Annotated in this window: 18 protein-coding genes; 13 read left to right on the plus strand and 5 right to left on the minus strand. The window is 73.1% G+C overall.

What is annotated here, in order from left to right:
* Positions 1 to 61: 61 nt before the first annotated feature.
* From O9Y01_RS19745 to O9Y01_RS19755, 3 genes are all read right to left on the minus strand, one after another.
* Positions 62 to 457 (minus strand): hypothetical protein, encoded by a 396-nt coding sequence (locus O9Y01_RS19745; RefSeq protein WP_269633336.1) that lies wholly within the window; start codon positions 455 to 457, stop codon positions 62 to 64.
* A 69-nt stretch (positions 458 to 526) separates the two neighbouring features.
* A complete protein-coding gene (locus O9Y01_RS19750; protein ID WP_269633599.1) occupies positions 527 to 2,392 on the minus strand; it encodes a B12-binding domain-containing radical SAM protein in 1,866 nt (621 codons plus the stop codon).
* 199 nt (positions 2,393 to 2,591) lie between these two features.
* Positions 2,592 to 2,948, minus strand: coding sequence for an HU family DNA-binding protein (locus tag O9Y01_RS19755; protein WP_269633337.1), 357 nt, complete (start codon positions 2,946 to 2,948; stop codon positions 2,592 to 2,594).
* A 417-nt stretch (positions 2,949 to 3,365) separates the two neighbouring features.
* Between O9Y01_RS19755 and O9Y01_RS19760 the strand changes: the two genes are divergently transcribed.
* From O9Y01_RS19760 to O9Y01_RS19785, 6 genes are all read left to right on the plus strand, one after another.
* Complete coding sequence (locus O9Y01_RS19760) at positions 3,366 to 4,322, plus strand: hypothetical protein (RefSeq protein WP_269633338.1); 957 nt, start codon at positions 3,366 to 3,368, stop codon at positions 4,320 to 4,322.
* A 167-nt stretch (positions 4,323 to 4,489) separates the two neighbouring features.
* On the plus strand, positions 4,490 to 5,749 hold the full coding sequence (locus tag O9Y01_RS19765) for a glycosyltransferase (RefSeq protein WP_269633339.1): 1,260 nt from the start codon (positions 4,490 to 4,492) through the stop codon (positions 5,747 to 5,749).
* A gap of 12 nt (positions 5,750 to 5,761) precedes the next feature.
* Entirely contained in the window at positions 5,762 to 6,802 is a 1,041-nt protein-coding gene (locus tag O9Y01_RS19770; RefSeq protein ID WP_269633340.1) for an amidohydrolase family protein, read from the plus strand.
* A 12-nt stretch (positions 6,803 to 6,814) separates the two neighbouring features.
* Positions 6,815 to 8,011 (plus strand): glycosyltransferase family 4 protein, encoded by a 1,197-nt coding sequence (locus O9Y01_RS19775; protein WP_269633341.1) that lies wholly within the window; start codon positions 6,815 to 6,817, stop codon positions 8,009 to 8,011.
* A gap of 83 nt (positions 8,012 to 8,094) precedes the next feature.
* On the plus strand, positions 8,095 to 8,496 hold the full coding sequence (locus O9Y01_RS19780) for a DUF4398 domain-containing protein (protein WP_269633342.1): 402 nt from the start codon (positions 8,095 to 8,097) through the stop codon (positions 8,494 to 8,496).
* A gap of 40 nt (positions 8,497 to 8,536) precedes the next feature.
* On the plus strand, positions 8,537 to 9,382 hold the full coding sequence (locus O9Y01_RS19785) for an OmpA family protein (protein WP_269633343.1): 846 nt from the start codon (positions 8,537 to 8,539) through the stop codon (positions 9,380 to 9,382).
* Positions 9,383 to 9,479: 97 nt separating this feature from the next.
* Here the strand turns inward: O9Y01_RS19785 and O9Y01_RS19790 are convergent, their stop codons facing one another.
* A complete protein-coding gene (locus O9Y01_RS19790) occupies positions 9,480 to 10,334 on the minus strand; it encodes an outer membrane protein (protein ID WP_269633344.1) in 855 nt (284 codons plus the stop codon).
* A gap of 319 nt (positions 10,335 to 10,653) precedes the next feature.
* On the opposite strand from O9Y01_RS19790, the gene O9Y01_RS19795 reads away from it, so the two are divergent.
* From O9Y01_RS19795 to O9Y01_RS19825, 7 genes are read left to right on the plus strand one after another with little or no spacing between them, the layout of a single operon-like run.
* The gene (locus tag O9Y01_RS19795) at positions 10,654 to 12,024 is read left to right on the plus strand and encodes a glycosyltransferase (protein ID WP_269633346.1); all 1,371 of its coding nucleotides are present in this window, start codon (positions 10,654 to 10,656) and stop codon (positions 12,022 to 12,024) included.
* An 8-nt stretch (positions 12,025 to 12,032) separates the two neighbouring features.
* Positions 12,033 to 12,623, plus strand: coding sequence for a hypothetical protein (locus tag O9Y01_RS19800; protein ID WP_269633347.1), 591 nt, complete (start codon positions 12,033 to 12,035; stop codon positions 12,621 to 12,623).
* The gene (locus O9Y01_RS19805) at positions 12,620 to 13,750 is read left to right on the plus strand and encodes a glycosyltransferase family 9 protein (RefSeq protein ID WP_269633348.1); all 1,131 of its coding nucleotides are present in this window, start codon (positions 12,620 to 12,622) and stop codon (positions 13,748 to 13,750) included. The genes O9Y01_RS19800 and O9Y01_RS19805 overlap by 4 nt, the downstream gene beginning before the upstream one ends.
* Before the next feature lie 5 nt (positions 13,751 to 13,755).
* On the plus strand, positions 13,756 to 14,754 hold the full coding sequence (locus O9Y01_RS19810) for a glycosyltransferase family 2 protein (RefSeq protein WP_269633600.1): 999 nt from the start codon (positions 13,756 to 13,758) through the stop codon (positions 14,752 to 14,754).
* On the plus strand, positions 14,751 to 15,926 hold the full coding sequence (locus tag O9Y01_RS19815) for a glycosyltransferase family 9 protein (protein ID WP_269633349.1): 1,176 nt from the start codon (positions 14,751 to 14,753) through the stop codon (positions 15,924 to 15,926). Before O9Y01_RS19810 ends, O9Y01_RS19815 begins: the two co-directional genes overlap by 4 nt.
* Complete coding sequence (locus tag O9Y01_RS19820) at positions 15,850 to 16,800, plus strand: glycosyltransferase (protein WP_269633350.1); 951 nt, start codon at positions 15,850 to 15,852, stop codon at positions 16,798 to 16,800. The genes O9Y01_RS19815 and O9Y01_RS19820 overlap by 77 nt, the downstream gene beginning before the upstream one ends.
* Positions 16,797 to 17,837, plus strand: coding sequence for an NAD-dependent epimerase/dehydratase family protein (locus tag O9Y01_RS19825; RefSeq protein WP_269633351.1), 1,041 nt, complete (start codon positions 16,797 to 16,799; stop codon positions 17,835 to 17,837). The genes O9Y01_RS19820 and O9Y01_RS19825 overlap by 4 nt, the downstream gene beginning before the upstream one ends.
* Here O9Y01_RS19825 and O9Y01_RS19830 read toward each other — a convergent pair.
* Positions 17,777 to 20,380 (minus strand): hypothetical protein, encoded by a 2,604-nt coding sequence (locus O9Y01_RS19830; RefSeq protein ID WP_269633352.1) that lies wholly within the window; start codon positions 20,378 to 20,380, stop codon positions 17,777 to 17,779. The two genes, O9Y01_RS19825 and O9Y01_RS19830, sit on opposite strands and share 61 nt — an antisense overlap.
* Positions 20,381 to 20,382 lie beyond the last annotated feature (2 nt).

Genomic DNA, 20,382 nt, shown 5'->3' on the forward strand with positions numbered 1-20,382 from the left:
ATCGCGCGCGAATTTTTTCATGGGGCGCCGGAGACCCGGCCGGCGTCGGGGCCCGAAATTGTCAATGTTTGTGAACGTCGCCCGGCACCGGCAAGGCCGGCCTGCACAGCTGGACGATCTGGCACAGCCAGGCGGCCGCGCCGAGGAAGGGCAGGGGCAGCAGCAGCAGGCCGAGCAGCAGGCCGAGGCCGAGGCTGTTGGCGTCCGCCATGAGCGGGCTGGAGGTGGCCAGCAGGAGCAGGACGGCCGCCACCGTCAGCGCATGGCCGCACCAGCACAGGGCCCGCACGCCGCGCAGGGGCTGCAGGAGCCCGCGCCATGCACTGCGCCGCCACAGCAGCAGGACCAGGACCAGCGCGACCGGCGTCCACCACGAGACCAACGGGCTGCGCACCGGCGCGAGGCCGAAGACCAGTCCTGCCATGAGCCACAGCCAGGCCAGGCTCAGGTGCCACATGTCAGGTGCCACATGTCAGGTGCCACGTCTCAAGTGCCACATTTCCCCGGTGCCACACGCCCGCGCTCCTCAATCCCGCTGTGCCAGCGCCCGCGCGATGTGCCCGCGCTTGACCGTGGGCTTGGGCACGCGCACGTCGAACCAGCGGCGCACGTCTTCGTCCACGCCGATGCCGTGCATGAAGTTGTAGAGGCCCTTCTTCAGCGCGCGGCCCATGGCGTCGTGGTCGGTGCCGGTGGGGTCGATGAAGCCGACATCGTTCTTCGCGAAGCGGCCCTCGGGCAGGGGCAGCAGCTGCACGCCGAACTGCTCGGGATTCAGGCCCACGGGCGAATGCACGGTGCAGGCGAAGCGGTGGAAGAAGCCGCTGTGGATGCAGCCGTTCTCGAAGAGCTGGCGCACGTATTCCAGCGCGTCCACCGTGTCCTGCACGGTCTGCGTGGGGAAGCCGTACATCAGGTAGGCATGGACCAGCACGCCGGCATCGGCGAAGGCCTTGGTGACGCGCGCCACCTGCTCCACGCTCACGCCCTTGTTCATCAGCTTCAGCAGGCGGTCCGAGGCCACCTCCAGCCCGCCGGAGATGGCGATGCAGCCGCTGTCGGCCAGCTGCTGGCACAGCTCGGGGGTGAAGGTCTTCTCGAAGCGCACATTGCCCCACCAGCTGATGGCCGTGCCGCGCGCCTGCAGCTCGGCGGCCAGCGCCTTCAGCGACTTGGGCGGCGCGGCTTCGTCGACGAAATGGAAGCCGGTCTGCCCCGTCTCCTTCACGATGGCCTCGATGCGGTCGACCAGCGTGGCCGCGGTGGCGCCCTCGTAGCGGGAGATGTAGTCCAGCGAGACATCGCAGAAGCTGCACTTCTTCCAGTAGCAGCCGTGGGCCACGGTGAGCTTGTTCCAGCGCCCGTCGGACCAGAGCCGGTTCATGGGGTTGAGCATGTCCAGCAGAGACAGGTAGCGCTCGATGGGCAGGCCGTCCCAGGTGGGCGTGCCCACCTCCTCGAAGGGGATGTCCGGCTCGGCCAGGTGGCGCCAGCGCACCTCGCCGTCCTCGCGCACGAAGGTGCGCACCAGGCGCTGCGCCGAGCGCTGTCCGGCCAGGTGTTCCAGCAGGGCCAGCAGGGGGCGCTCGCCGCCGTCCAGGGTGATGAAGTCGACGTAGTCGAAGAGCCGCGGCTCGGCGAGCTCGCGCAGCTCGGTGTTGACGAAGCCGCCGCCCAGCACCAGGGTCACCCCGGGCCGATGCGCCTTGATGGCCTGCCCCATGCGCAGGGCCGCATAGACCGCGCCGGGGAAGGGGACGGACAGCAGGACGACGTCCGGCTTCGTCTCGTCCACCGCGGCGAGGGTCAGGTCTTGCAGGGTGCGGGCGATCAGGTTGGGCGGCGCGGCCAGCGCCTCGGCCAGCGGATCGAAGTGCGGCTGTGCGGTGGCCAGGCTCTCGGCATAGCGCACGAACTCGAAGCGGGGGTCGACGGCGTCGCGCAGCACGTCGGCCAGGTCATTGAGGTACAGCGTGGCCAGGTGGCGGGCGCGGTCCTGCAGCCCGAGGGCGCCGAAGGCCCAGGCCAGGGGGTCTTCGCCCTCGTCGGCCAGGTAGTGGTCGATGGTGGCGAAGCGCGCGCCCTCGGGCAGGAACTGCCGGGTGTTGATGCGGTGCGCCAGCGTGGGGTCGCGCCCCTGCAGGAAGCCGATCACGCGGTCCACGGTGGCCTCGTAGGCCGGGTACTGCCCGGCGAAGCTGCGGGTCTGGTCCGTCTGCTGCTTCGGGGGCAGCGCCTCCACGGCCTCAAGCATCTGCCGCAAGCCGGCCCGCGAGAAGAGCTGCAGCACCAGGGCCAGGGCGAGGTCGCGCTGTTCGCAGTGCAGACCGCGCGAGCGCAGGAAGCCGGTCAGGTAGGCGGTGGAGGGATAGGGCGTGTTCAGCTGCGTCATCGGGGGGATGAGCGCGAGCACACGCAGGTCGGTCACGGCGGGCACGATGGCGGGGCGGGGCAGGGTGGAGCGGGGCGCTGATGGCTGAACTGTACGCGGCCATGCAGCCGGCGGCATCCCAATGAGAAAGCCCGCGTGGCACGTTGTGCGCCACAGCGGGCTTGGGCGTCACGACGCAGGCACGCGGCCTGCGTGGTGATTACTTCTTCTTCTTGGCGACGGGCTTGGCAGCCTTGGCAGCCGGCTTGGCTTCAGCCTTGGCAGCCTTGCGGGCAGCGGCCTTGGGGTCCACGGCGGCCTTGAAGCCAGCGCCCGGGGTGAACTTGGGCAGCTTGGCAGCGGCGATCTTGATCTTCTCGCCGGTGCTGGGGTTCACGCCGGTGCGGGCAGCGCGGGCGTGTTGCTTGAAGGAGCCAAAGCCGGGGATGGACACGGTGCCACCCTTCTTCACCGTGGTGACCACGGCATCCAGCAGGGTTTCGACGATGCGGCCGGCTTCGGCCTTGGTCAGCTCGTGCTTGGAAGCCAGATGTTCGATCAGTTCGGTCTTGTTCATTCGTATGAAGTTTGGTTGAGCCCGAACAGGCTCGGGCGGCGCGGATTGTGCCCGATAAACACGGGCCCGCAAGCGTGGTTTCTCGCAAAAGTCCCAAGGGCAGGGGGCTCTGGGGCGGCGAGCTCGGGAAAGTCCCATGCCTACGGGGTGCGCGGGCGGCCTGCTACCGGCGGCAGGAGGCCCGTCAGCTGACGGCTGTCTGACGCCAGCCCCCGTGCGCGCCGCCGCCCCTGGCGGCAAAAACTGCCTGCTGCCGGCACGGCGCCGCGGGTATGGCGATTGCCTTGCAAGGGCAGACCGGTCACGCCAGCGCGGCCCCCCGGGGCGGCCTGGCAGGCCACGTCTGCCCGTGCGGGCCCGGCGCCCCGCGGGAGACCGGTCACCGATGAATTCTGAACATTCGCGAAAGGATGCACTATGAACCAGCAGGGTCGAAATCAGGGCCGCCACGAGGACCAGGGCCAGCGCAGCCGCAGTGGCAGCAACTACGGCGATTGGTCGAGCAACCGACCCCAGGGCCAGGAGCAGTTCCAGGGCGGTGGCCAGGGCTCGCAGCAGGGTGGCTATCAAGGCAGCTACCAGGGCGGCTCCCAGGGCGGCGGCATGGGCTCGCAGCACTTCGGCAGTGGCCATGACAACGGCGGGCACCAGGGCGGCTACGGCTCGCAGGGTGGCTGGCAGGGCGGTGCCCAGGGCATGTACGGCGAGCACGGCGGCTACGGCAACCAGCAGTTCGGCGGCGGCTACGGCGGCAGCTATGGCCACAACTACCCCGGCGCAGGCAGCGGCTTTGGCAGCCAGCCGGGGCAGGGCCACTATGGGCAGCCCGGCCACTTTGGCCCGGGCGGCGGCCAGTCCATGCAGGGGCAGCCGTACGGCTCCGGGGGCACGGGCTTTGGCGGCAGCAACGGCGGGGGCTACGGCGGCCTCGGTGGCCAGGGCGGCATGGGCAGTGGCCACAGCGGCTACGGCAACGCGGGCGGCATGAGCGGCAGCTATGGCGGCAGCTACGGCAGCGGCCAAGGCGGCATGGGCGGGAGCTACGGGCAGCAAGGGGGCCAGCAGGGCCACTTCGATCCCGACTACCACCAGTGGCGCGAGGAGCAGATGCGCACTCTGGACAACGACTACCACTCCTGGCGCCAGGACCGCTACAAGAAGTTCTCCGACGAGTTCAACCAGTGGCGCAGCCAGCGGCCTCAGCAAGGCAGCGGCAGCCACGCCAGCGGCTCGGACGAGAACAGCGAAAGCGGCAGCCACGGCGCCTCGGGCAGCGGCAGTTCCGGCAGCTCGTCCGGCAGCGGCACCTCGAGCACCGGCACCTCGAGCACCGGCACCGCGAGCACCGGCACCGCGAGCAGCCGCACCAAGTAAGGCCGCGCCCGCCTCGTCCGGACGAGGCCTTGCGATGCCCGCCGGCTCCGCCCTCATGGCCGGAGCCGGCCCAGCAAGGCCCGTCCGCCTTGTGCCCAGGCCTGTGCCGGGCGGCCGGATGCCCACGGCAGGCGTCCGCGGCCCCTGGCGCGGGCATCAGGACCTCCATGTCACCTCTCGTCGTCTTCAGTCATCTGCGCTGGTCCTTCGTCTACCAGCGCCCCCAGCACCTGATGTCCCGCCTGGCCCGGCACCGTCCGGTGCTCTTCATCGAGGAGCCGGTCCATGACCCCGGTCCCGCTCGGCTGGACAGCAGCTGGCAGGGCCGCCACCTCGAAGTGCTGACGCCCTGCACGCCCTTGCCTTCACAGGGCTTTGATGCGGAGCAGGCCCTCTTTCTGCGACCCCTGTTGCGCCGCGCGCTGCAGGAGCGCGGCCTGCGTTCCCCCATGGCCTGGCTCTACACGCCCATGGCCCTGCCGGTGGCTCGGGCCCTGGATCCCGCGCTGTGGATCTACGACTGCATGGACGAGCTGTCCGCCTTCAAGGGCGCGCCGCCTGAGCTCCCCGAGCGCGAGCGCGAGCTGATGGAGCTCGCCGACCTGGTGCTCACCGGCGGCCCGGCGCTCTACGAAGCCAAGCGCGCGCTGCATCCCCATGTGCACTGCATGCCCAGCGCGGTCGACGTGGCGCATTTCCAGCCGGCCGTTCAGGACCCGGAAGCCACGCGCTGCGCCGAGACCCTGCAGGGCGCCTTGCCCCGGCCCCGGCTGGGCTTCTTCGGTGTCATCGACGAGCGCATGGACCTGGACCTGCTCGCCCATCTGGCCGATGCCCGCCCGCAATGGCAGATCGTGATGGTGGGCCCCGTGGTCAAGATCGATCCCGCCAGCCTCCCGCGACGCCCCAACATCCACTGGCTGGGCATGCAGAGCTACCAGGTCCTGCCCGCCCTCATGGCCGGCTGGGACGTCTGCCTCATGCCCTTTGCCCTCAACGAATCCACCCGCTTCATCAGCCCCACCAAGACCCTGGAATATCTGGCCGGCGAGAAGCCCGTGGTCAGCACGCCCGTGCCTGATGTGCAGCGGCTGTATGGCGCCGTGGTCCGCATCGCCCGCACGGCCGAGGCCTTTGTGGAGGCCTGCGAGCAAGCCCTGCACGAGAGCCCCGGCCAGCGCCGCCAGCGCCTGACGCATGCGATGGACGTGGTGGCCTCCTATTCCTGGGACAGCAGTGCACAGGTGGTGCACGAGCTGCTGGAGGAGGCGCTGGAGTCCCGCCTGATGGGCGGGAGCGCCCCGCTCGCCACGCGGGGGGGGCCGCTGCCGGCGATGCAGGCGCGCGCAGAGTCCACGCCGGCGGCAGCCTCGGCCGCCCGGACCCAGGCCGCCGCGCTGGCAGCCGCACGGGCCGGCCGCCGCTGAGGCGCGTCCGCCATGAAGATCATCGACGCCCACCTGCACTGCAGTGGTCGCGAGGACAGCGGGGGCGTGCTCCGCGCCCTGGACGAGGCCGGCATCGAGCGGGGCGTGCTGCTGGCGCCCTTCCTGAGCCCGGGCCATGCGCTGGGCGATGCGGCCTCGCTGAGGCGCGGCAATGCCCACCTCGCGCGTCTGGTGCGCGGCCACGAGGACCGCCTCACCGGCTTTGCCGTGGTGGACCCTCGCGACGACCATGCCGCGCAGGATCTGCGCCATGCCATCGAGGACCTCGGCCTGCGCGGCGTCAAGATGGTGCCCACCGGCTGGTACCCCTTCGAGGAGCGGGCGCGTGGGGTGTACGAGGTGGCCTCCTCGCTGCGGCTGCCCGTGCTCTTTCACAGCGGCATCTTCATCGACGGCCGCTCCGGCCGCTTCTGCCGCCCGGTCTACTTCGAGGCCCTGCGCGACCATCCCGGCGCCCGGGTGGCCCTGGCCCACATGGGCTGGCCCTGGACCGACGAGGCCCTGGCCGTGGCGTTGATCGACCGCATCCACCAGGTGCCGCCCGAGCGTGCGCAGTTCCGCCTGGACATCTCCTTCGGCCCGCCGCCGCCCTACCGCCGGGACGTGCTGGCCCGCATGCTGGAGGTGCTGGGGCCGGGCTCGCTGCAGTTCGGCAGCGACTGCTTCCTTCCCTGCAGCGGCGCCCACCTGCGCGAGCGCCGCGACTGGGTGCAGGACCTGATGGACCTGCTGGGTCTGGACGACGCGGCCCGCGAACACATCTGGTGGGGCACGGCGGCGGCCTGGCTGGGGCTGGATGCCTCCGGCCGCCTGCCCGCCGGGTCCGGGACTGAAGCGTCGGGGACTGCCGCGGGCGCTAGGTCTGGCGCTGTGTCTGGCGCTGTGTCCGGCGCTGTGTCCGGCGCTGAGGGTCAGGTCTTGCGCCCGGCCGCGGCCACGCCACCTCCGGCTGGCGATCCGGAGTCCACCGGCCTCGCCCAGCGCCTGCGCGCCGGCAGTCCGGGCTGGGGCTGGATGCCCCGTTGTTGCTGACACAGGAAGCCTATGGACAGAAAGACCGTCGCCGTGGCCCGGCCTGGCGCTGCAGCGGCTGCCGGGCGTCGCCTCCACGTGCTGGAGTGCGTGGGCAATGCCATCGTGGGCGGCATGGAGCGCTGGGTCGAGCGCCTGGTCGGGCAGCTGCCGCGGGACCGCTTCCGCGTCAGCCTGCTGTGCCCCTACGAGGGCCGATTCAGTGCCACCCTGCGCGCCCTGGGCGCCGAGGTCTTCTGCGTGCCCATGCCCGAGGACCCCTGCTGGAGCGCCGTGCAGGTGGTGCAGGCCCTGGTGCGCAGCTCGGGCGTGGACCTGCTGCACGCCCACCTGCCCAATGCCCACGCGCTGGCGGGCCTGGTCTCCAGGCTCACCGACGTGCCCCTGCTGAGCACCATCCATGGCCGCCAGCTGACCCTGCTGGACCTGGAGGTGCACCGCGCCGTCCACAGCCACCTGAGCGTGGTCTGCCGCCACAGCTACTACCACGCGCTGGGCCTGGGCGTGGACATGCGCCGCCTCAGCTGCGAGCCCAATGGCGTGGATACGCACGGCTTCCACCCGGGCCCGCGGCCCGCGCAGGGCCTGCGTGCGCGACTGGGCCTGGCGCAGGAAGCGCCCCTGGTGGGCTTCGTCGGGCGGTTGTCGCCGGAGAAGGGGCCGGAGCAGTTTCTGCGCGCCGTCTCGCTGCTGCAGGAAGGACTGCCCGAGGCCACACGCTTCGTGATGGTCGGCGAAGGGCCGATGCAGGCCGCTCTGGAGGCCGAGCAGGCGCGCCTGGGCCTGGGGCAGCGCGTGATGCTGACTGGCCACTGGGACGACATGCCCGGCCTGTACCGGGAGCTCGACCTGCTGGTGTCCACCTCCCACTCCGAGGCCATGCCCCTGGCCCTGATGGAGGGCATGGCCAGCGGCCTGCCCGTGGTGGCGACGCGTGTGGGCGGCATCCCGGAGATCGTGCAGCACGGCCTCAGCGGCTGGCTGGTGGCGGCGCGGGACATCGAGGACATCGCCGGGCGCGTGCGCCAGATGCTGGCCCAGCCCGGGCTGCGTCAGCGCATGGGCGCCGCGGCGCGCCAGGACATGGTGGAGCGCCTGGACCTCGGGCCCAGCCTGGACCGGGTGGCAACGCTGATGCAGGCCCTGGCCCGCCCCGCCCATGAGCCCCATCGCCTGGAAGACGTCAGCGTCCTCGGGCGCGCCTCCTGAGGCCGCGCGGGCGGCATCGCGCGGCAAATCCGGCGGGCATGAAAGCTGCCCCGGGGCCGGGCCCCAGAACACAAAGGAATGCCATGACATCTTCTTCTGCACGGCGGCTGCGTGCCGCGTCCCTGATCCCCGGCCTGCTGGTCCTGGCCGCCTGCGCGACGCCCGAGGGGCCGCCGGCCTCCATCGCCGCGGCCCAGCGCGCCGTCGATGCGGCCAGCAGCGATGGCGCCACCGAGCTCGCCGGCGCCGACCTGGCCCGGGCGCGCGGCAAGCTGGAGCGCGCGCGCCAGATCGCGCCCACCGACCGCCTGCGTGCCCACCGGCTGGCGGAGGAGGCGGCAGCCGATGCCGATCTCGCCCGCGCACGCAGCACGCAGCAGCGCTCTCAGCGCGCCCTGGCCGAGGTCAACCAGTCCCTGCAGACGCTGCGCGACGAGCTGCAGCGGCGCAGCGCCCAGCCCTCCAGCCCCGCGGCCTCGCGCTGATGCGCCGGCCCACCGCCCCTTCCCTGATGCAGGAGTCCCCATGCAAGAACTCAAGACCATCCTGACGGCGGCCGCACTGGCCGTCCTGGCCGGATGCCAGACCTTGCCCGCCCAGGATCCGGCCCTGGACGCCGCCGAGCGCGAGTACCGCGAGGCTGCCGCCGATCCCCTGGTGCAGCGCCATGGCGCGGCCGAGCTGGAGCAGGTCCGCAGCCTGCTCACGCGTGCCCAGCGCTACTACAAGGACGAGCGCAATCTGGAGCAGACCCGCCACCTGGCCTACCTGGCCAGCGCGCAGCTCTCCACCCTGCGCGTGCGCTCGTCCGCCCGTGACGCGGACTTGCAGGTGCAGCAGTCCGGCGCCGAGCGCGAGCGCCTGCGACTGCAGGGCCGCGATGCCGAGCTGGAGCGCGCCCGCAGCGGCGAGGAGGCCGCGCGCCGCGCCGCCGCCCAGGCCCAGGACCGCGCCGCGGGTCTGCAGCGCGACCTTGCCGAGCTGAGTGCCCAGAACACGCAGCGGGGCGTGATGGTCACCCTGCGCGACATGCTCTTCGCCACCGGCCGTGCCGAGCTGCAGCCCGGCGTGCGCCGCTCCATCGAGCGCCTGGCCGAGGTGCTGCGCCAGCACCCCGAGCGCCGGGTGCTGATCGAGGGCTTCGCCGACAGCACCGGCGGCAGCGCGATGAACCTGCGGCTCTCGCAACGCCGCGCCGAGGCCGTGCGCAGCGCGCTGGTGCGGGCCGGCGTCGCTCCCCAGCGTCTGGAGGTGCGCGCCTTCGGCGAGGAGTACCCGGTGGCCGACAACGCCACCGCCGAGGGCCGGCAGCAGAACCGCCGCGTCGAGCTGCTCTTCTCCGACGAGCAGGGCCGGCTGAACTACCGCTGAAGCCACCGCCACGGCCGCCTGGCAAGACAGAAGAGGCCCCGCGGGGCCTCTCTTCGTTGGGCCTTGATCAGCGCCCTCGGGCGCTGCCCGGGCGGGGTCAGAATCGGTACTTCAGCGCCAGGGCCGTGCTCTGCACATAGGTCTTGGCGCCGCCGGGCAGCTTGAAGCGGTCGCGGCTGCGCTCGATGGAGACGGTGAAGTTGCGGTTGAAGTTGAAGCCCAGCCCGATGGTGGCCGTGGGCCCCCAGCCGTTCTCGGTGCCGGTGGTGACGCCGGACAGGGCATCGGCCGTGATCTTGGTGTGGCCGTAGAGGGCGCCCGCCTTGGCATAGAAGCTCACGTTCTCCATGTCCACCATGCCCACCAGGCTGAGGTTGGCACCATAGGCCCGGGCCTCGCCGCCGGCGCGGTCGGCCTTGCCGAAATGGCGCAGGCCCAGCTCCAGACCGAGGAAGTCGTTGAACATGCCGCCGGTGTAGATCGCGAAGGAACGGTCGCGGCTGTCACAGCTGAGCGGGGCCAGGCCGCAGGGCGTGTCGTAGTCCGAGTTGCCCAGGCTGATGCCCACGTAGCCGCGGCGGGTGTAGGGAATCCAGGAGTAGTCGCTGCCGGCATAGCTGCTGGCGTAGCTGCCGCCCGTGCCGTGCTGGTCCTGGGCGGCCAGGCTGGGCTCCATCGCGCTGCCGCGCAGATTGCCCGCGGCGGGGGCTTCGCCGGCGCCGATCAGCGGCCTGTCCGGGCGCGGGTCCTGGGCGCTGCCCATGCCGCCGTTGCCCATGCTGTTGCCCATGGTGTTGCCGCTGTTGCTGCCGTTGTTGCTGCCAGTGCCGGTGCCGGTCTGTGCCTGGGCCGTGGCTGCGATCAGGCAGCTGCCCAGGGCCAGGCACAGGCCGGTGCGCCAGGAAAGGGCGCGTGCGGGTGCCGCGCAGGGGTGGCCGTGTCGTACATGCATCTTGAGGTCCTCTGTGCTGATGGTGAGTGGAAGACGAGCGCCCTGAGGCTGCGAGGCGCGCCGCGAGGGCGCGCCGCAACGGGAGCGCACACGTCTGGCAAGCCGAGGCCTGCCCGCGTGCCGCCTGATGGGCAGACGGCAAGCGCCATGCCATGGCCGGCCGCGCGTCTGTGGTGCCTCTGCCGCAGGGGCGACGGCAAGTTTTGCGGCAGCACGCAGGCCGCGCGGGCAGCCTCTGCGCACGGCAGGCACGCGGGGCGGGGAGGCGCTGCAGGCATTCCGATTGCCTTGCCCCGCCATCCCAGCTCACGGAGACGCCATGTCTGCCCCGTCCCTACGCATCGCCCTGATCAGCGAACACGCCTCACCCCTGGCCCTGGCAGGCAGCGTGGACTCGGGCGGGCAGAACGTCTACGTCGCCAAGGTGGCGACCGCGCTGGCGCGCCGCGGCCATCAGGTGCTGGTACTGACACGCCGGGACAGCCCCGACCTGCCGGCCCGGCAGACGCTGGGCCCGGGCGTGCAGGTCTGCCATCTGGACGCCGGCCCGCCCCGCTTCGTGCCCAAGGAACAGCTGCTGCCCTGGATGCCTGCCTTCGAGACCCAGGCCCGCGAGCTGCTGAGCGCGCGCGCGCCCTGCGACGTGGTGCATGCCAACTTCTTCATGTCGGGCCTGGTGGGCCTGCAGCTGCAGCGCCGCCTGGACCTGCCGCTGGTCGTCACCTTCCATGCGCTGGGCGCGGTGCGCCGCCTGCACCAGGCGGCCAGCGATGGCTTCCCGCCCGAGCGCCTGGCCATCGAGCGGCGCGTCGGCCATGCGGCGGACCGCGTCATCGCAGAATGTCCGCAGGACCGCCTGGACCTGCTGCAGCACTATGAGCTGCCTGCGCGCCGGATCGCCGAGGTGCCTTGCGGCGTGGACCTCCATGAGTTCCGGCCCGGCGACGCTCTCGCCGCGCGCACGCAGCTGGGCCTGGACCCGCAGGCGTTCATCGTGCTGCAGCTGGGCCGCATGGTGCCGCGAAAGGGCGTGGACAACGTCATCCAGGCCCTGGCCCGGCTGCCCGCGGGCGGCGGGCGGCGGCAGGCCCGGCTGCTGGTGGTGGGGGGCGAGTCCGAAGTGCCGGACGAGCGCCTGACGCCCGAGATCGGCCGCCTGCGCGAGCTGGCGCGGCAGCTGGGGGTGGAGGCGCGCGTGCAGTTCGTCGGCCGGCGTGGCCGTGCCGAGCTGGCGCGCTACTACCAGGCGGCCGATGTCTTCGTGAGCACGCCCTGGTATGAGCCCTTCGGCATCACGCCGCTGGAGAGCATGGCCTGCGCCCGGCCGGTGGTGGGCAGCGCCGTCGGGGGCATCCAGCACACGGTGGTCGACGGGGTCACGGGCTACCTGGTCCCGCCCAAGGATCCCGTCACCCTGGCCGAGCACCTGGACTGGCTGCGCACCCATCCGCAGCAGGCCGCCGCCATGGGGCGGGCCGGGTTGCTGCGCGTGCGGCGGATGTTCACCTGGGACCAGGTGGCGGCCCGGCTGGAGGCGGTCTACCGGCGGGTGCTGGTCGAGCGGCGCCAGCCCGAGGCCGGCGCGGCCCGCGGCCTGGGCTTGCTGAGGCCCCAGAGGGGGCCGCTGGGCGTGTTCGCGCCCCCGGTGCCTGATCAGCGTCCGGCAGCGGCCTGGGGGTACAAGGCGTGAGCGGCGTGGTGGAAGTCTTCGATCAGCGCATCGACCAGTTCGGCAAGCGTTCGCGCCGCCGGCGGCCGGCGCCGGGCCCGGCGGTCGTCTTCCTGGCCGAGGAGGCCTTGGTGACCCCGCACCCGCCCCTGGACGCCGAAGCCGAGACCCAGCCGTGGCGGGCCGGCGCCCTCGCGGCCCTGCATGCCTTCCAGGCGCACGGCTATCGGCTGCTGATCCAGGCCCTGCCGGGCGAGCGCCCTGCCCGCATCCAGCAGGGCCTGCTGCAGCGGCTTGGGCACGAGGCCGATGTTGAGGTCGAGGGCATGCTGCCGCATGTGGAGGTCGAGGACCTGCCGGCCCTGTTGCGCCAGGCCGCGGCCTCGCAAGGCCTGGACCTGCGCCGGGCCTGGTTCCTCAGCTGGGACGAGGCCCTGGGCGCGGTGGCCCGGCGCTCGGGCTGCCGCAGCGTGCGGCTGCTGGAGCCGGGCCGCCATGCGCGCCGGCGCTGGCCCCTGCTGCGGGGCCATGTGCCCATGCGGCTGATGGAGGCGGTGGTCTACGTCCTGCGCTGCGACGGTCACCTCGCTGCCGGGCAGTCCCTGCCGGACCCGGCATGAGCGCCGTCGCGAGTTCCCCGTCCACGCCGGCCTGGGACCAGGCGCGCCGCGTGCTGCTGCTGCGCCTGGATGGCCTGGGCGACGTGCTGATGAGCACGCCTGCCATGGCCGCTGTGCGGGAGAGCCTGCCGCAGGCCCGGCTGACCCTGCTGGCCTCGCCGGCCGGTGCAAGCCTGGCGCCGCACCTGCCCTGGCTGGATCAGGTGCTGAGCTACGAGGCGCCCTGGGTGAAGCCCGGCACCGCGGCGCCCGACCGCCCGGTGGGCGAGGCGGACGAAGCCCTGCTGCAGCGGCTCCGCCAGGAGCGCTTCGATGCCGCCATCATCTTCAGCACCTGCACGCAGAGCGCGCTGCCGGCGGCCCTCCTGTGCCGCCTGGCCGGCATCCCGCTGCGCCTGGCCCATGCCCGGGAGAACAGCTACGGCCTGCTGAGCCACCGGCTGGCGGAGCCCGACGCGCTGAGGCCGACCATGCGGCATGAGGTGCAGCGCCAGCTGGATCTGGTGGCCAGCGTGGGTCTGCACACGGCGGACCCGGGCCTGCGCTTCACCCTGCGCCCGGCCGACGTCCGGCGCGTGGCCGCGCAACTGGCCGAGGCCGGGCTGGTGCCCGGGCGGCCGTATGTGCTGGTGCATCCGGGCGCCAGCGCGCCCTCGCGGCGCTATCCCCCCGAAGCCTTTGCCGCGGCAGCGGCGGGCCTGGCCGGTGGTGATGATGGGCCCGGCCAGGGCGCCCTGGCCCTCGTGGCCTGCGCAGGCCCGGGCGAGGCAGGCCTGCTGCAGCGCCTCTGCGCAGCCCTGCCACACCCGCCGCTGCTGCTGCCGGGGGCGCAGAGCCTGGGCGAGCTGGCGGCGCTGATCGCGGGCGCCCGGCTGCTGATCGCCAACAACAGCGGGCCGGTGCACCTAGCCGCTGCGCTGGGCACGCCCGTGGTGACGCTGTATGCCCTGACCAATCCGCAGCACACGCCCTGGCGCGTGAGTGCGCGGGTGCTCAGCCACGAGGTGCCCTGCCGGGACTGCCTGCAGAGCGTCTGCCCCGAGGGCCACCAGCGCTGCCTCACCGGCGTGCCGCCCGAGGCCGTGGCCGGGGCCGCGCGGGAGCTGCTGGCGGAGGCCTCGCCATGAGGGGCGTGCCGGCGCCGCGCCAGCTGCCGCTGCTGGTGTCCGTGGTCCTGCCGACCTACCGCCGGCCGGTCCTGCTGGACCGCTGCCTGCAGGCGCTGATGCGCCAGAGCCTGGCCACCCACTGCTACGAGATCGTGGTGGTGGACGATGGGCATGAGGAGGCCACCCGGCAGCTCGTCGAGCGCCTGGCGGCCCTGCCGGATGCACCGGCCCTGCGCTACCTGCGGCCCGAGCGGGGGCGTGGGCCGGCCGTGGCGCGCAACTGTGGCTGGCGCGCCGCGTGGGCGCCCCTGGTGGCCTTTACCGACGACGACACCGTGGCCGATCCCCGCTGGCTTCAGCAGGGCCTGCTGGGCATGCGCAGCCAGTGGCTGGCCCTGGCCGGCCAGGTGCGGGTGCCGGCCCTCTACGAGCCCGGCCGCCGCCCCACCGACCATGAGCTGATGACCCAGGGCCTGGAGCACGCCGAGTTCGTCACCGCCAATGCCTTTGTGTGGCGGGCGGCGCTGGTCCTGGTGGGCGGCTTCGACGAGCGCTTCCGGCGCCCCTGGCGCGAGGACTCCGACCTGCAGTTCCGGCTCGAGGCCCTGGGCCCGGTGGGCCGTTGTGACGCCGCCCTGGTCTGGCACCCGGTGCGGCCCGAGCGCTGGGGCGTGGCCCTGCGCCAGCAGCGCAATGTCTTCTTCGATGCGCTGCTGTACCGCAAGCATCCGCAGCTGTACCGCGTGCGGGTGCGCCGGCGGCCGCCCTGGGACTACTACCTGATCGTGCTGCTGAGCCTGCTTTCCCTGGCCCTGGCCGTGAGCGGCCAGCCGACCGCCGCGCTGCTGGGGGGCGGGGCCGCAGCGGGCCTGGTGCTGGCCCTGGCCTGGCGGCGGCTGCGGCCCACGGCGCGCAATCCGGCGCATGTCTGCGAGGTGCTGCTGACCTCGGCGCTGATCCCCTTTCTGTCGGTCTACTGGCGCCTGCGCGGCGCTCTGCATTTCCGGGTCCTCTTCCTATGAACCATTCCCTGCTGCTGCCAGGGCCGGTGCAGCGCATCGTGGTGTTGCGGGCCCTGGGCCTGGGCGACCTCATCTGTGCCGGCCCGGCCCTGCGCTCGCTGCGCGCCACCTTTCCCGAGGCCGGCATCTCCCTGCTGGGCCAGCCCTGGGCGCAGGAGTTCGTGGCCCGCTTCGATGCCCTGGACCACTGGATCGGCTTCCCCGGCTGGCCGGGCCTGCGCGAGCAGGTGCTGCATGCCGAGCGGGTCCCCGCCTTCCTGGCCGACATGCAGCGCCAGCGCTTCGACCTGGCCCTGCAGCTGCACGGCAGCGGCGAGTCCAGCAACGGCCTGCTCGGCCTGCTGGGCGCACGCCTGTGCGCGGGCTTCCAGCGCCCCGGGGCCTGGGTGCCGCCGGGTCAGGAGGAACGCTTCTGCGCCTGGCCCGAGCAGGGCCATGAGAGCCAGCGCCTGCTGGCGCTGTGCCGGCACCTGGGGCTGCAGGCCGTGGACGAGTCCCTGGAGTTCCCGCTGCGGCCCACGGACCGCCAGACCCTGCTGCAGCTGTGTCCGGCGCTGGAGGAGGGCGCACCCTATGTCTGCCTGCATGCGGGCGCCCAGCTGGCCTCGCGCCGCTGGCCGGCCCAGCGCTTCGCTGCGGTGGCGGATGCGTTGCACGACGCCGGCTACCGCATCGTGCTCAGCGGCGGCCCGGCCGAGCAGGCGCTGGGCCAGCAACTGGCCGCCCTGATGAGCGTGCCCTGCATCAATCTGGTCGGTCTCACCAATCTCTGGACCCTGGGTGCGCTGATCGCCTCGGCCCGCTGCCTGATCGCCAACGACACCGGCGTGTCCCACATCGCGGCGGCGCTGCGCGTGCCCAGCCTCATCGTCTCCAGCGGGGGCGATGTGCAGCGCTGGGCGCCGCCGGACCGCCAGCTGAACCGCGTGCTCAGCAAGCCCGCGCCCTGCCGGCCCTGCGCCCACCAGGACTGCCCGACCGGCCATGGCTGCGCCCATGCGCTGACCGTCTACGAGGTGCTGGCGGCGCTGCAGCACCTGCTCGAGCTGCCGCCGCTCAGCGGCGGCTCCGGCCCCCTTGCGGAAGGAACCGAACATGACGCGTCGTCTGCGCATCCTCACCTGGCACGTCCATGGCAACTACCTCTACAACCTGTCCCAGGTCCCGCATGACTTCTACCTGCTGAAGGACGCCGCCGGCAGCCCGCAGCGCAGCGGCCGCTGCGGCCAGCTGCCCTGGAGCGACAACGTGCACGACGCACCGGTGGAGGCCTTGCCCGGCATGCGCTTCGATGCCGTGCTGTACCAGTCCCGCCAGGCCTGGGACGAGGACCGCCCGCGCTGGCTCAGCCCCGCCCAGCAGTCCCTGCCGCGCCTGGTGCTGGAGCACGACCCGCCCCAGCAGCATCCCACCAACACCGTGCACTGGGCGGACGACCCGGGCACCGTGCTGGTCCACGTGACGCCCTTCAATGCGCTGATGTGGGACCCGGGCCGCTGCCCGGTGCGCGTGATCGAGCACGGCGTGCGGCCCCTGGACGAGCAGGCCTGGCAGGGCGGCTGGTCGCGTGGCCTGGTGGTCGTCAACCACCTGGCGCGGCGCGGCCGCCGCCTGGGCTCGGACCTCTACCTGCAGCTGCAGCAGCGCCTGCCGCTGAGCCTGGCCGGCATGGGCAGCGAGACCCTTCCCGGGGGCCTGGGCGAGGTCGGCCAGCTGCAGCTGCCACGGCTGATGGCCGCCCATCGCTTCTTCTTCCATCCCGTGCGCTACACCAGCCTGGGCCTGGCCCTGATCGAGGCCCTGATGATGGGCATGCCGGTGGTGGGGCTGGCGACGACGGAGCTGTCCACCGTCATCCGTAGCGGCGACAACGGCTTCATCGACACCCGCCCCGAGCGCCTGGCCGAGGCCATGCAGGCCCTGCTGGAGGACCCCGCCCTGGCCGCGCGCTGGGGCCGCGCCGGCCAGCGGATGGCGCGTGAGCGCTTCGGCATCGGACGCTTCGTGGCGGACTGGCAGCAGCTGTTCCGAGAGGTCTGCGCATGAGCGCGGCGCCGCCCCTTGCCTTGCGGCCCGGCGAGCGCGTGCTGGTGTGCGGCGCCGCGGGCTTCCTGGGCAGCCATCTGTGCGAGCGTCTGCTGCAGCGCGGCTGCGCCGTGCTGGGCCTGGACAATCTCATCAGTGGCGATCTGCGCAATCTGGTGGCGCTGCAGGCGTCGGCGCGCTTCGAGTTCCTGCGCCACGACATCTGCAGCCCGCCCCCGCCGCAGGCCGAAGGCGTGAGCCGCATCTTCAACCTGGCCTGCCCGGCCAGCCCCGCACACTACCAGCGCATTCCCGTGCAGACGGTGCTGGCCAGCGCGCTGGGCGTCTGGCAGCTGCTGGAGCTGGCGCGCCGCAGCGGTGCCCGCCTGCTGCAGGCTTCCACCAGCGAGGTCTACGGCGATGCGCAGGAGCACCCGCAGCAGGAGTCGTACTGGGGGCATGTCAACCCGGTCGGCCCGCGTGCCTGCTATGACGAAGGCAAGCGCTGCGCCGAGGCCCTGATGGTGGCCTATGCCGAGCAGTACGGCACCGAGGTCTGCATTGCCCGGCTCTTCAACACCTACGGCCCGCGCCTGCGGCCGGGGGACGGCCGGGTGGTCAGCAACTTCATCGTGCAGGCGCTGCGCGGCGAGCCGCTGACGCTCTATGGCGATGGCCAGCAGACACGCAGCTTCTGCTATGTGGACGACACGGTGCGAGGCCTCTGCGCGCTGATGGAGAGCGGCTGGCGCGGGCCGGTGAACCTGGGCAATCCCTGTGAATGCCGCATGGTGGAGCTGGCCGAGCGCGTGCTGGCGGTGACCGGCAGCGCCTCCGCCCTGGTGCACCGGCCCTTGCCGCAGGACGATCCCCGCCGGCGCCGGCCTGACATCCGCCTGGCCCGTGAGCGACTGGGCTGGTGGCCCGAGGTCGGTCTGGACGAAGGCCTGGCTCATACCGTGAGCTACTTCCGCGAACGCCTGGGCCTCCCCCTGGCTCAGCGGCCGGCAGCGACGATGGCGAGGGGGGCCGCTGCCTCCAGAGGTGAGGCTGGCTGAGGCTGCAGCGCGGGCGGAGGCGGAGGCGGAGGCAGCAGGCCGGCGAAGGCCTGGCGCAGGGCGCGCTCCAGCGCCCGCGTGCGGCGGGCCTCGGCGGCCTGAGCGGCCTGCGCGGCCCGAGCGGCCTGAACGGCCCGAGCGGCCTGAACGACCCGAGCGGCCTGAACGACCCGAGCGGCCTGAACGGCCTGAGCGGCTTGCGGCCGTTTGAGAGGTCCTGAGCGATGTCCTGAGCGCGGGCCGGTGCGCGGCCATGCCAGCAGCGCGTCCACCTGCTGCGCCATGGCCTCCGCGGTGGCGGCGATGGTCAGGCCGGGGCAGGGCGGCAGGGCGCGCATCTCGGCCAGCGGGGTGCTGCACAGCGGCAGGCCGGCGCCGCGGGCCAGGATCGCCAGCTCGGGCCACAAGTGCTCCGTGGCTGCGTGGACGGGCGCCAGCACCAGCCCGGCATCCGCGGCCTGCAGCAGCGCAGGCAGCAGTTCGGGCGCGAGCTCGCCCAGGCCCCGGCAGGTCGCCGGCCAGCTGCCCTCGGCTGGCGCCTGGCTGCCCAGCATGAGGAACTGCCAGGCGGGGCGCAGGCGGGCCAGCGCCTCCAGCCATGCAGGATCCGGCGCTTGCTGCGGCCGGGCCATGACCAGCAGGCGCGGCCCGGTGGCCGGCCCCAGCAGGGCCCGGATCTCCTGTGCCTCGTAGCTGAGGGCGGGCGGTGGGCGCAGCGCGCGTGCGGGCAGGGCCAGCGGCAGGCGCAGCACCGGCACGCGTGCGACGGCCTCCTGCGCTGCGCCCTGTGCTGACCAGTGCGCGGCCTGCAGCGGGCCCTCGCACAGCAGCAGCGCGGCTTGCAGGGCCGAGGCGCTAAGGTCCGGGGGCAGGGCTTGCGCGTCGGGCTGGAGCAGCAGGGCGTCTCCTGGCAGGGTGCGGTGGGCCGGGGCCCGGACCTGGGCCCGGACCTGTGAAAGGGGCCAGCGCATCAGCCAGGTCAGCGTGCCGCCCTCGGGGCCGCGGCCCACCGCCGCGCGCAGCAGGGTCAGGTCTTGCCCGGGCGTGGCCCAGCCGGCGTGAGCGCCCGGCTCGTGCAGCACCAGCAGCTCCAGCGCCGGGCCCAGGCGGTGGCGGCGCTGCAGCGGTGGGCCGGCCGTGGGGCGGGGCGGCTCGACCAGCAGCACCGAGAAGCAGGCCTCGGGCGCAGGGCACGCGTCGCCCGGCATGGCCTCGCCGGCCAGGCGGCGCAGCAGCCGCTGAAGCGGCGCGTCCAGCCCTTCCCAGCGCACCGGGAGCAGCACCAGGAGGCGCCGGCCCGGCGCCTTCGGTGCTGCGGGCAGGCCCCGCCAGGCGCGCAGGGCGCGCGCATAGGCCTGCACGGGGACGCGCGAGTCCGGGCGTGTGCCGGCAGCGGGCGCTGGGGCCTCGCTGCCCGCCGGCTGCCACAGGCCGCAGCGGTGCCAGCGGCCGGTGTCGCACCAGTCCGGCCGGTCCAGCAGGGGGTAGAGGCAGATGCCCTGCAGCGGCAGGCCCAGGGCGCGTGCCTGCAGGGCCTCGCCGGCCATCTCGTGCAGCCAGGCGGCGCGGCCCATGCCCACATGGCCGGTCTCCGCAAGGACCAGGGGCCGCCGGTAGCGCTGGAAGGCCTCCAGCAGCAGGGTGGAGACCGGCAGGCGCCGCGGATCCCGCAGATGCCAGGCCAGGCGCTTCTCGGTCTGGGCCTCCCATTGGCTGCTGTGGTAGTGGTTGAAGCCCAGCCAGTCCAGCGCGCGCTCGTGGCCGCCCAGGCCGGGCTCGAGGCGGCCGCTCAGCAGGTCCAGGGCCTGCCATTGGTAGTCGCGGATCTGCCGCGCCAGGGCGTCCAGCTCGGGCCGGTCCGGCGGCGCGGCCACGTGGACCAGGGGCTCGATGTGAAGGAAGCGTGCCTGCGGATCCTCGGCGCGGATCGCGGCCATGCCCGCCAGCGCCGCGCGCACCAGCCGCCGCTTGACCTGGTAGCCGCTGCGCTCGCTGCTGCTGACGCCCTCGAGCGCCAGGCCGGAAGCCGCCTCGCCGGCTGCATCGAGGGGCGCATCGGCCTCGGTGGCCTGCAGCACGCCCCCGCAGCTGGCGGCCCAGGCCAGGAAGCTGATCTCGTTGACGGGTGTGTAGAAGCGCGGGGCCTCGCACAGCGGCCGCAGCGCGCGCGCCACCGCGCCGGCGAAGCGCGCGAAGCGCTCGATGAGGGCATCGTCGAAGAAGGAGAGGTCCGGCGGCAGGCCGTAGTGCATCAGCGTCCACAGGGGCTGGATGCCGGCGCGGCGTGCCGCCTGCGCCAGCTGCACGGCGCGCCCGAGGTCCAGCGCGCCGCCCGCACCCTCGCTGAGCCGCCAGCCGATGGTCTCGCGCAGCGTGCGCAGGCCCAGGCGGGCGGCGCGGCGGTAGTCCTCGTCCAGGCGGGCCAGGTGGCCGGTGGCGCGGACCATGTCCAGGGCCTCGCCGGCGGCGTTGACATGATCGGCGCCCTCGTAGCCCCCCATCCAGAAGGAGCGCAGCAGGGGCCCGGGGGGACATTCGCTCAAGA

Source organism: Pelomonas sp. BJYL3 (assembly GCF_027257975.1).
In the GTDB taxonomy this organism is placed as follows: Bacteria; Pseudomonadota; Gammaproteobacteria; order Burkholderiales; family Burkholderiaceae_C; genus Roseateles_B; species Roseateles_B flavus.

Coding starts and splice junctions, on each gene's coding strand:
- O9Y01_RS19815 (WP_269633349.1), top strand. CDS start 14,751: ATGAACCATTCCCTGCTGCTGCCAGGGCCGGTGCAGCGCATCGTGGTG.
- O9Y01_RS19755 (WP_269633337.1), bottom strand. CDS start 2,948: ATGAACAAGACCGAACTGATCGAACATCTGGCTTCCAAGCACGAGCTG.
- O9Y01_RS19765 (WP_269633339.1), top strand. CDS start 4,490: ATGTCACCTCTCGTCGTCTTCAGTCATCTGCGCTGGTCCTTCGTCTAC.
- O9Y01_RS19760 (WP_269633338.1), top strand. CDS start 3,366: ATGAACCAGCAGGGTCGAAATCAGGGCCGCCACGAGGACCAGGGCCAG.
- O9Y01_RS19795 (WP_269633346.1), top strand. CDS start 10,654: ATGTCTGCCCCGTCCCTACGCATCGCCCTGATCAGCGAACACGCCTCA.
- O9Y01_RS19750 (WP_269633599.1), bottom strand. CDS start 2,392: ATGACGCAGCTGAACACGCCCTATCCCTCCACCGCCTACCTGACCGGC.
- O9Y01_RS19805 (WP_269633348.1), top strand. CDS start 12,620: ATGAGCGCCGTCGCGAGTTCCCCGTCCACGCCGGCCTGGGACCAGGCG.
- O9Y01_RS19820 (WP_269633350.1), top strand. CDS start 15,850: ATGACGCGTCGTCTGCGCATCCTCACCTGGCACGTCCATGGCAACTAC.
- O9Y01_RS19785 (WP_269633343.1), top strand. CDS start 8,537: ATGCAAGAACTCAAGACCATCCTGACGGCGGCCGCACTGGCCGTCCTG.
- O9Y01_RS19825 (WP_269633351.1), top strand. CDS start 16,797: ATGAGCGCGGCGCCGCCCCTTGCCTTGCGGCCCGGCGAGCGCGTGCTG.
- O9Y01_RS19745 (WP_269633336.1), bottom strand. CDS start 457: ATGTGGCACCTGAGCCTGGCCTGGCTGTGGCTCATGGCAGGACTGGTC.
- O9Y01_RS19790 (WP_269633344.1), bottom strand. CDS start 10,334: ATGCATGTACGACACGGCCACCCCTGCGCGGCACCCGCACGCGCCCTT.
- O9Y01_RS19780 (WP_269633342.1), top strand. CDS start 8,095: ATGACATCTTCTTCTGCACGGCGGCTGCGTGCCGCGTCCCTGATCCCC.
- O9Y01_RS19775 (WP_269633341.1), top strand. CDS start 6,815: ATGGACAGAAAGACCGTCGCCGTGGCCCGGCCTGGCGCTGCAGCGGCT.
- O9Y01_RS19770 (WP_269633340.1), top strand. CDS start 5,762: ATGAAGATCATCGACGCCCACCTGCACTGCAGTGGTCGCGAGGACAGC.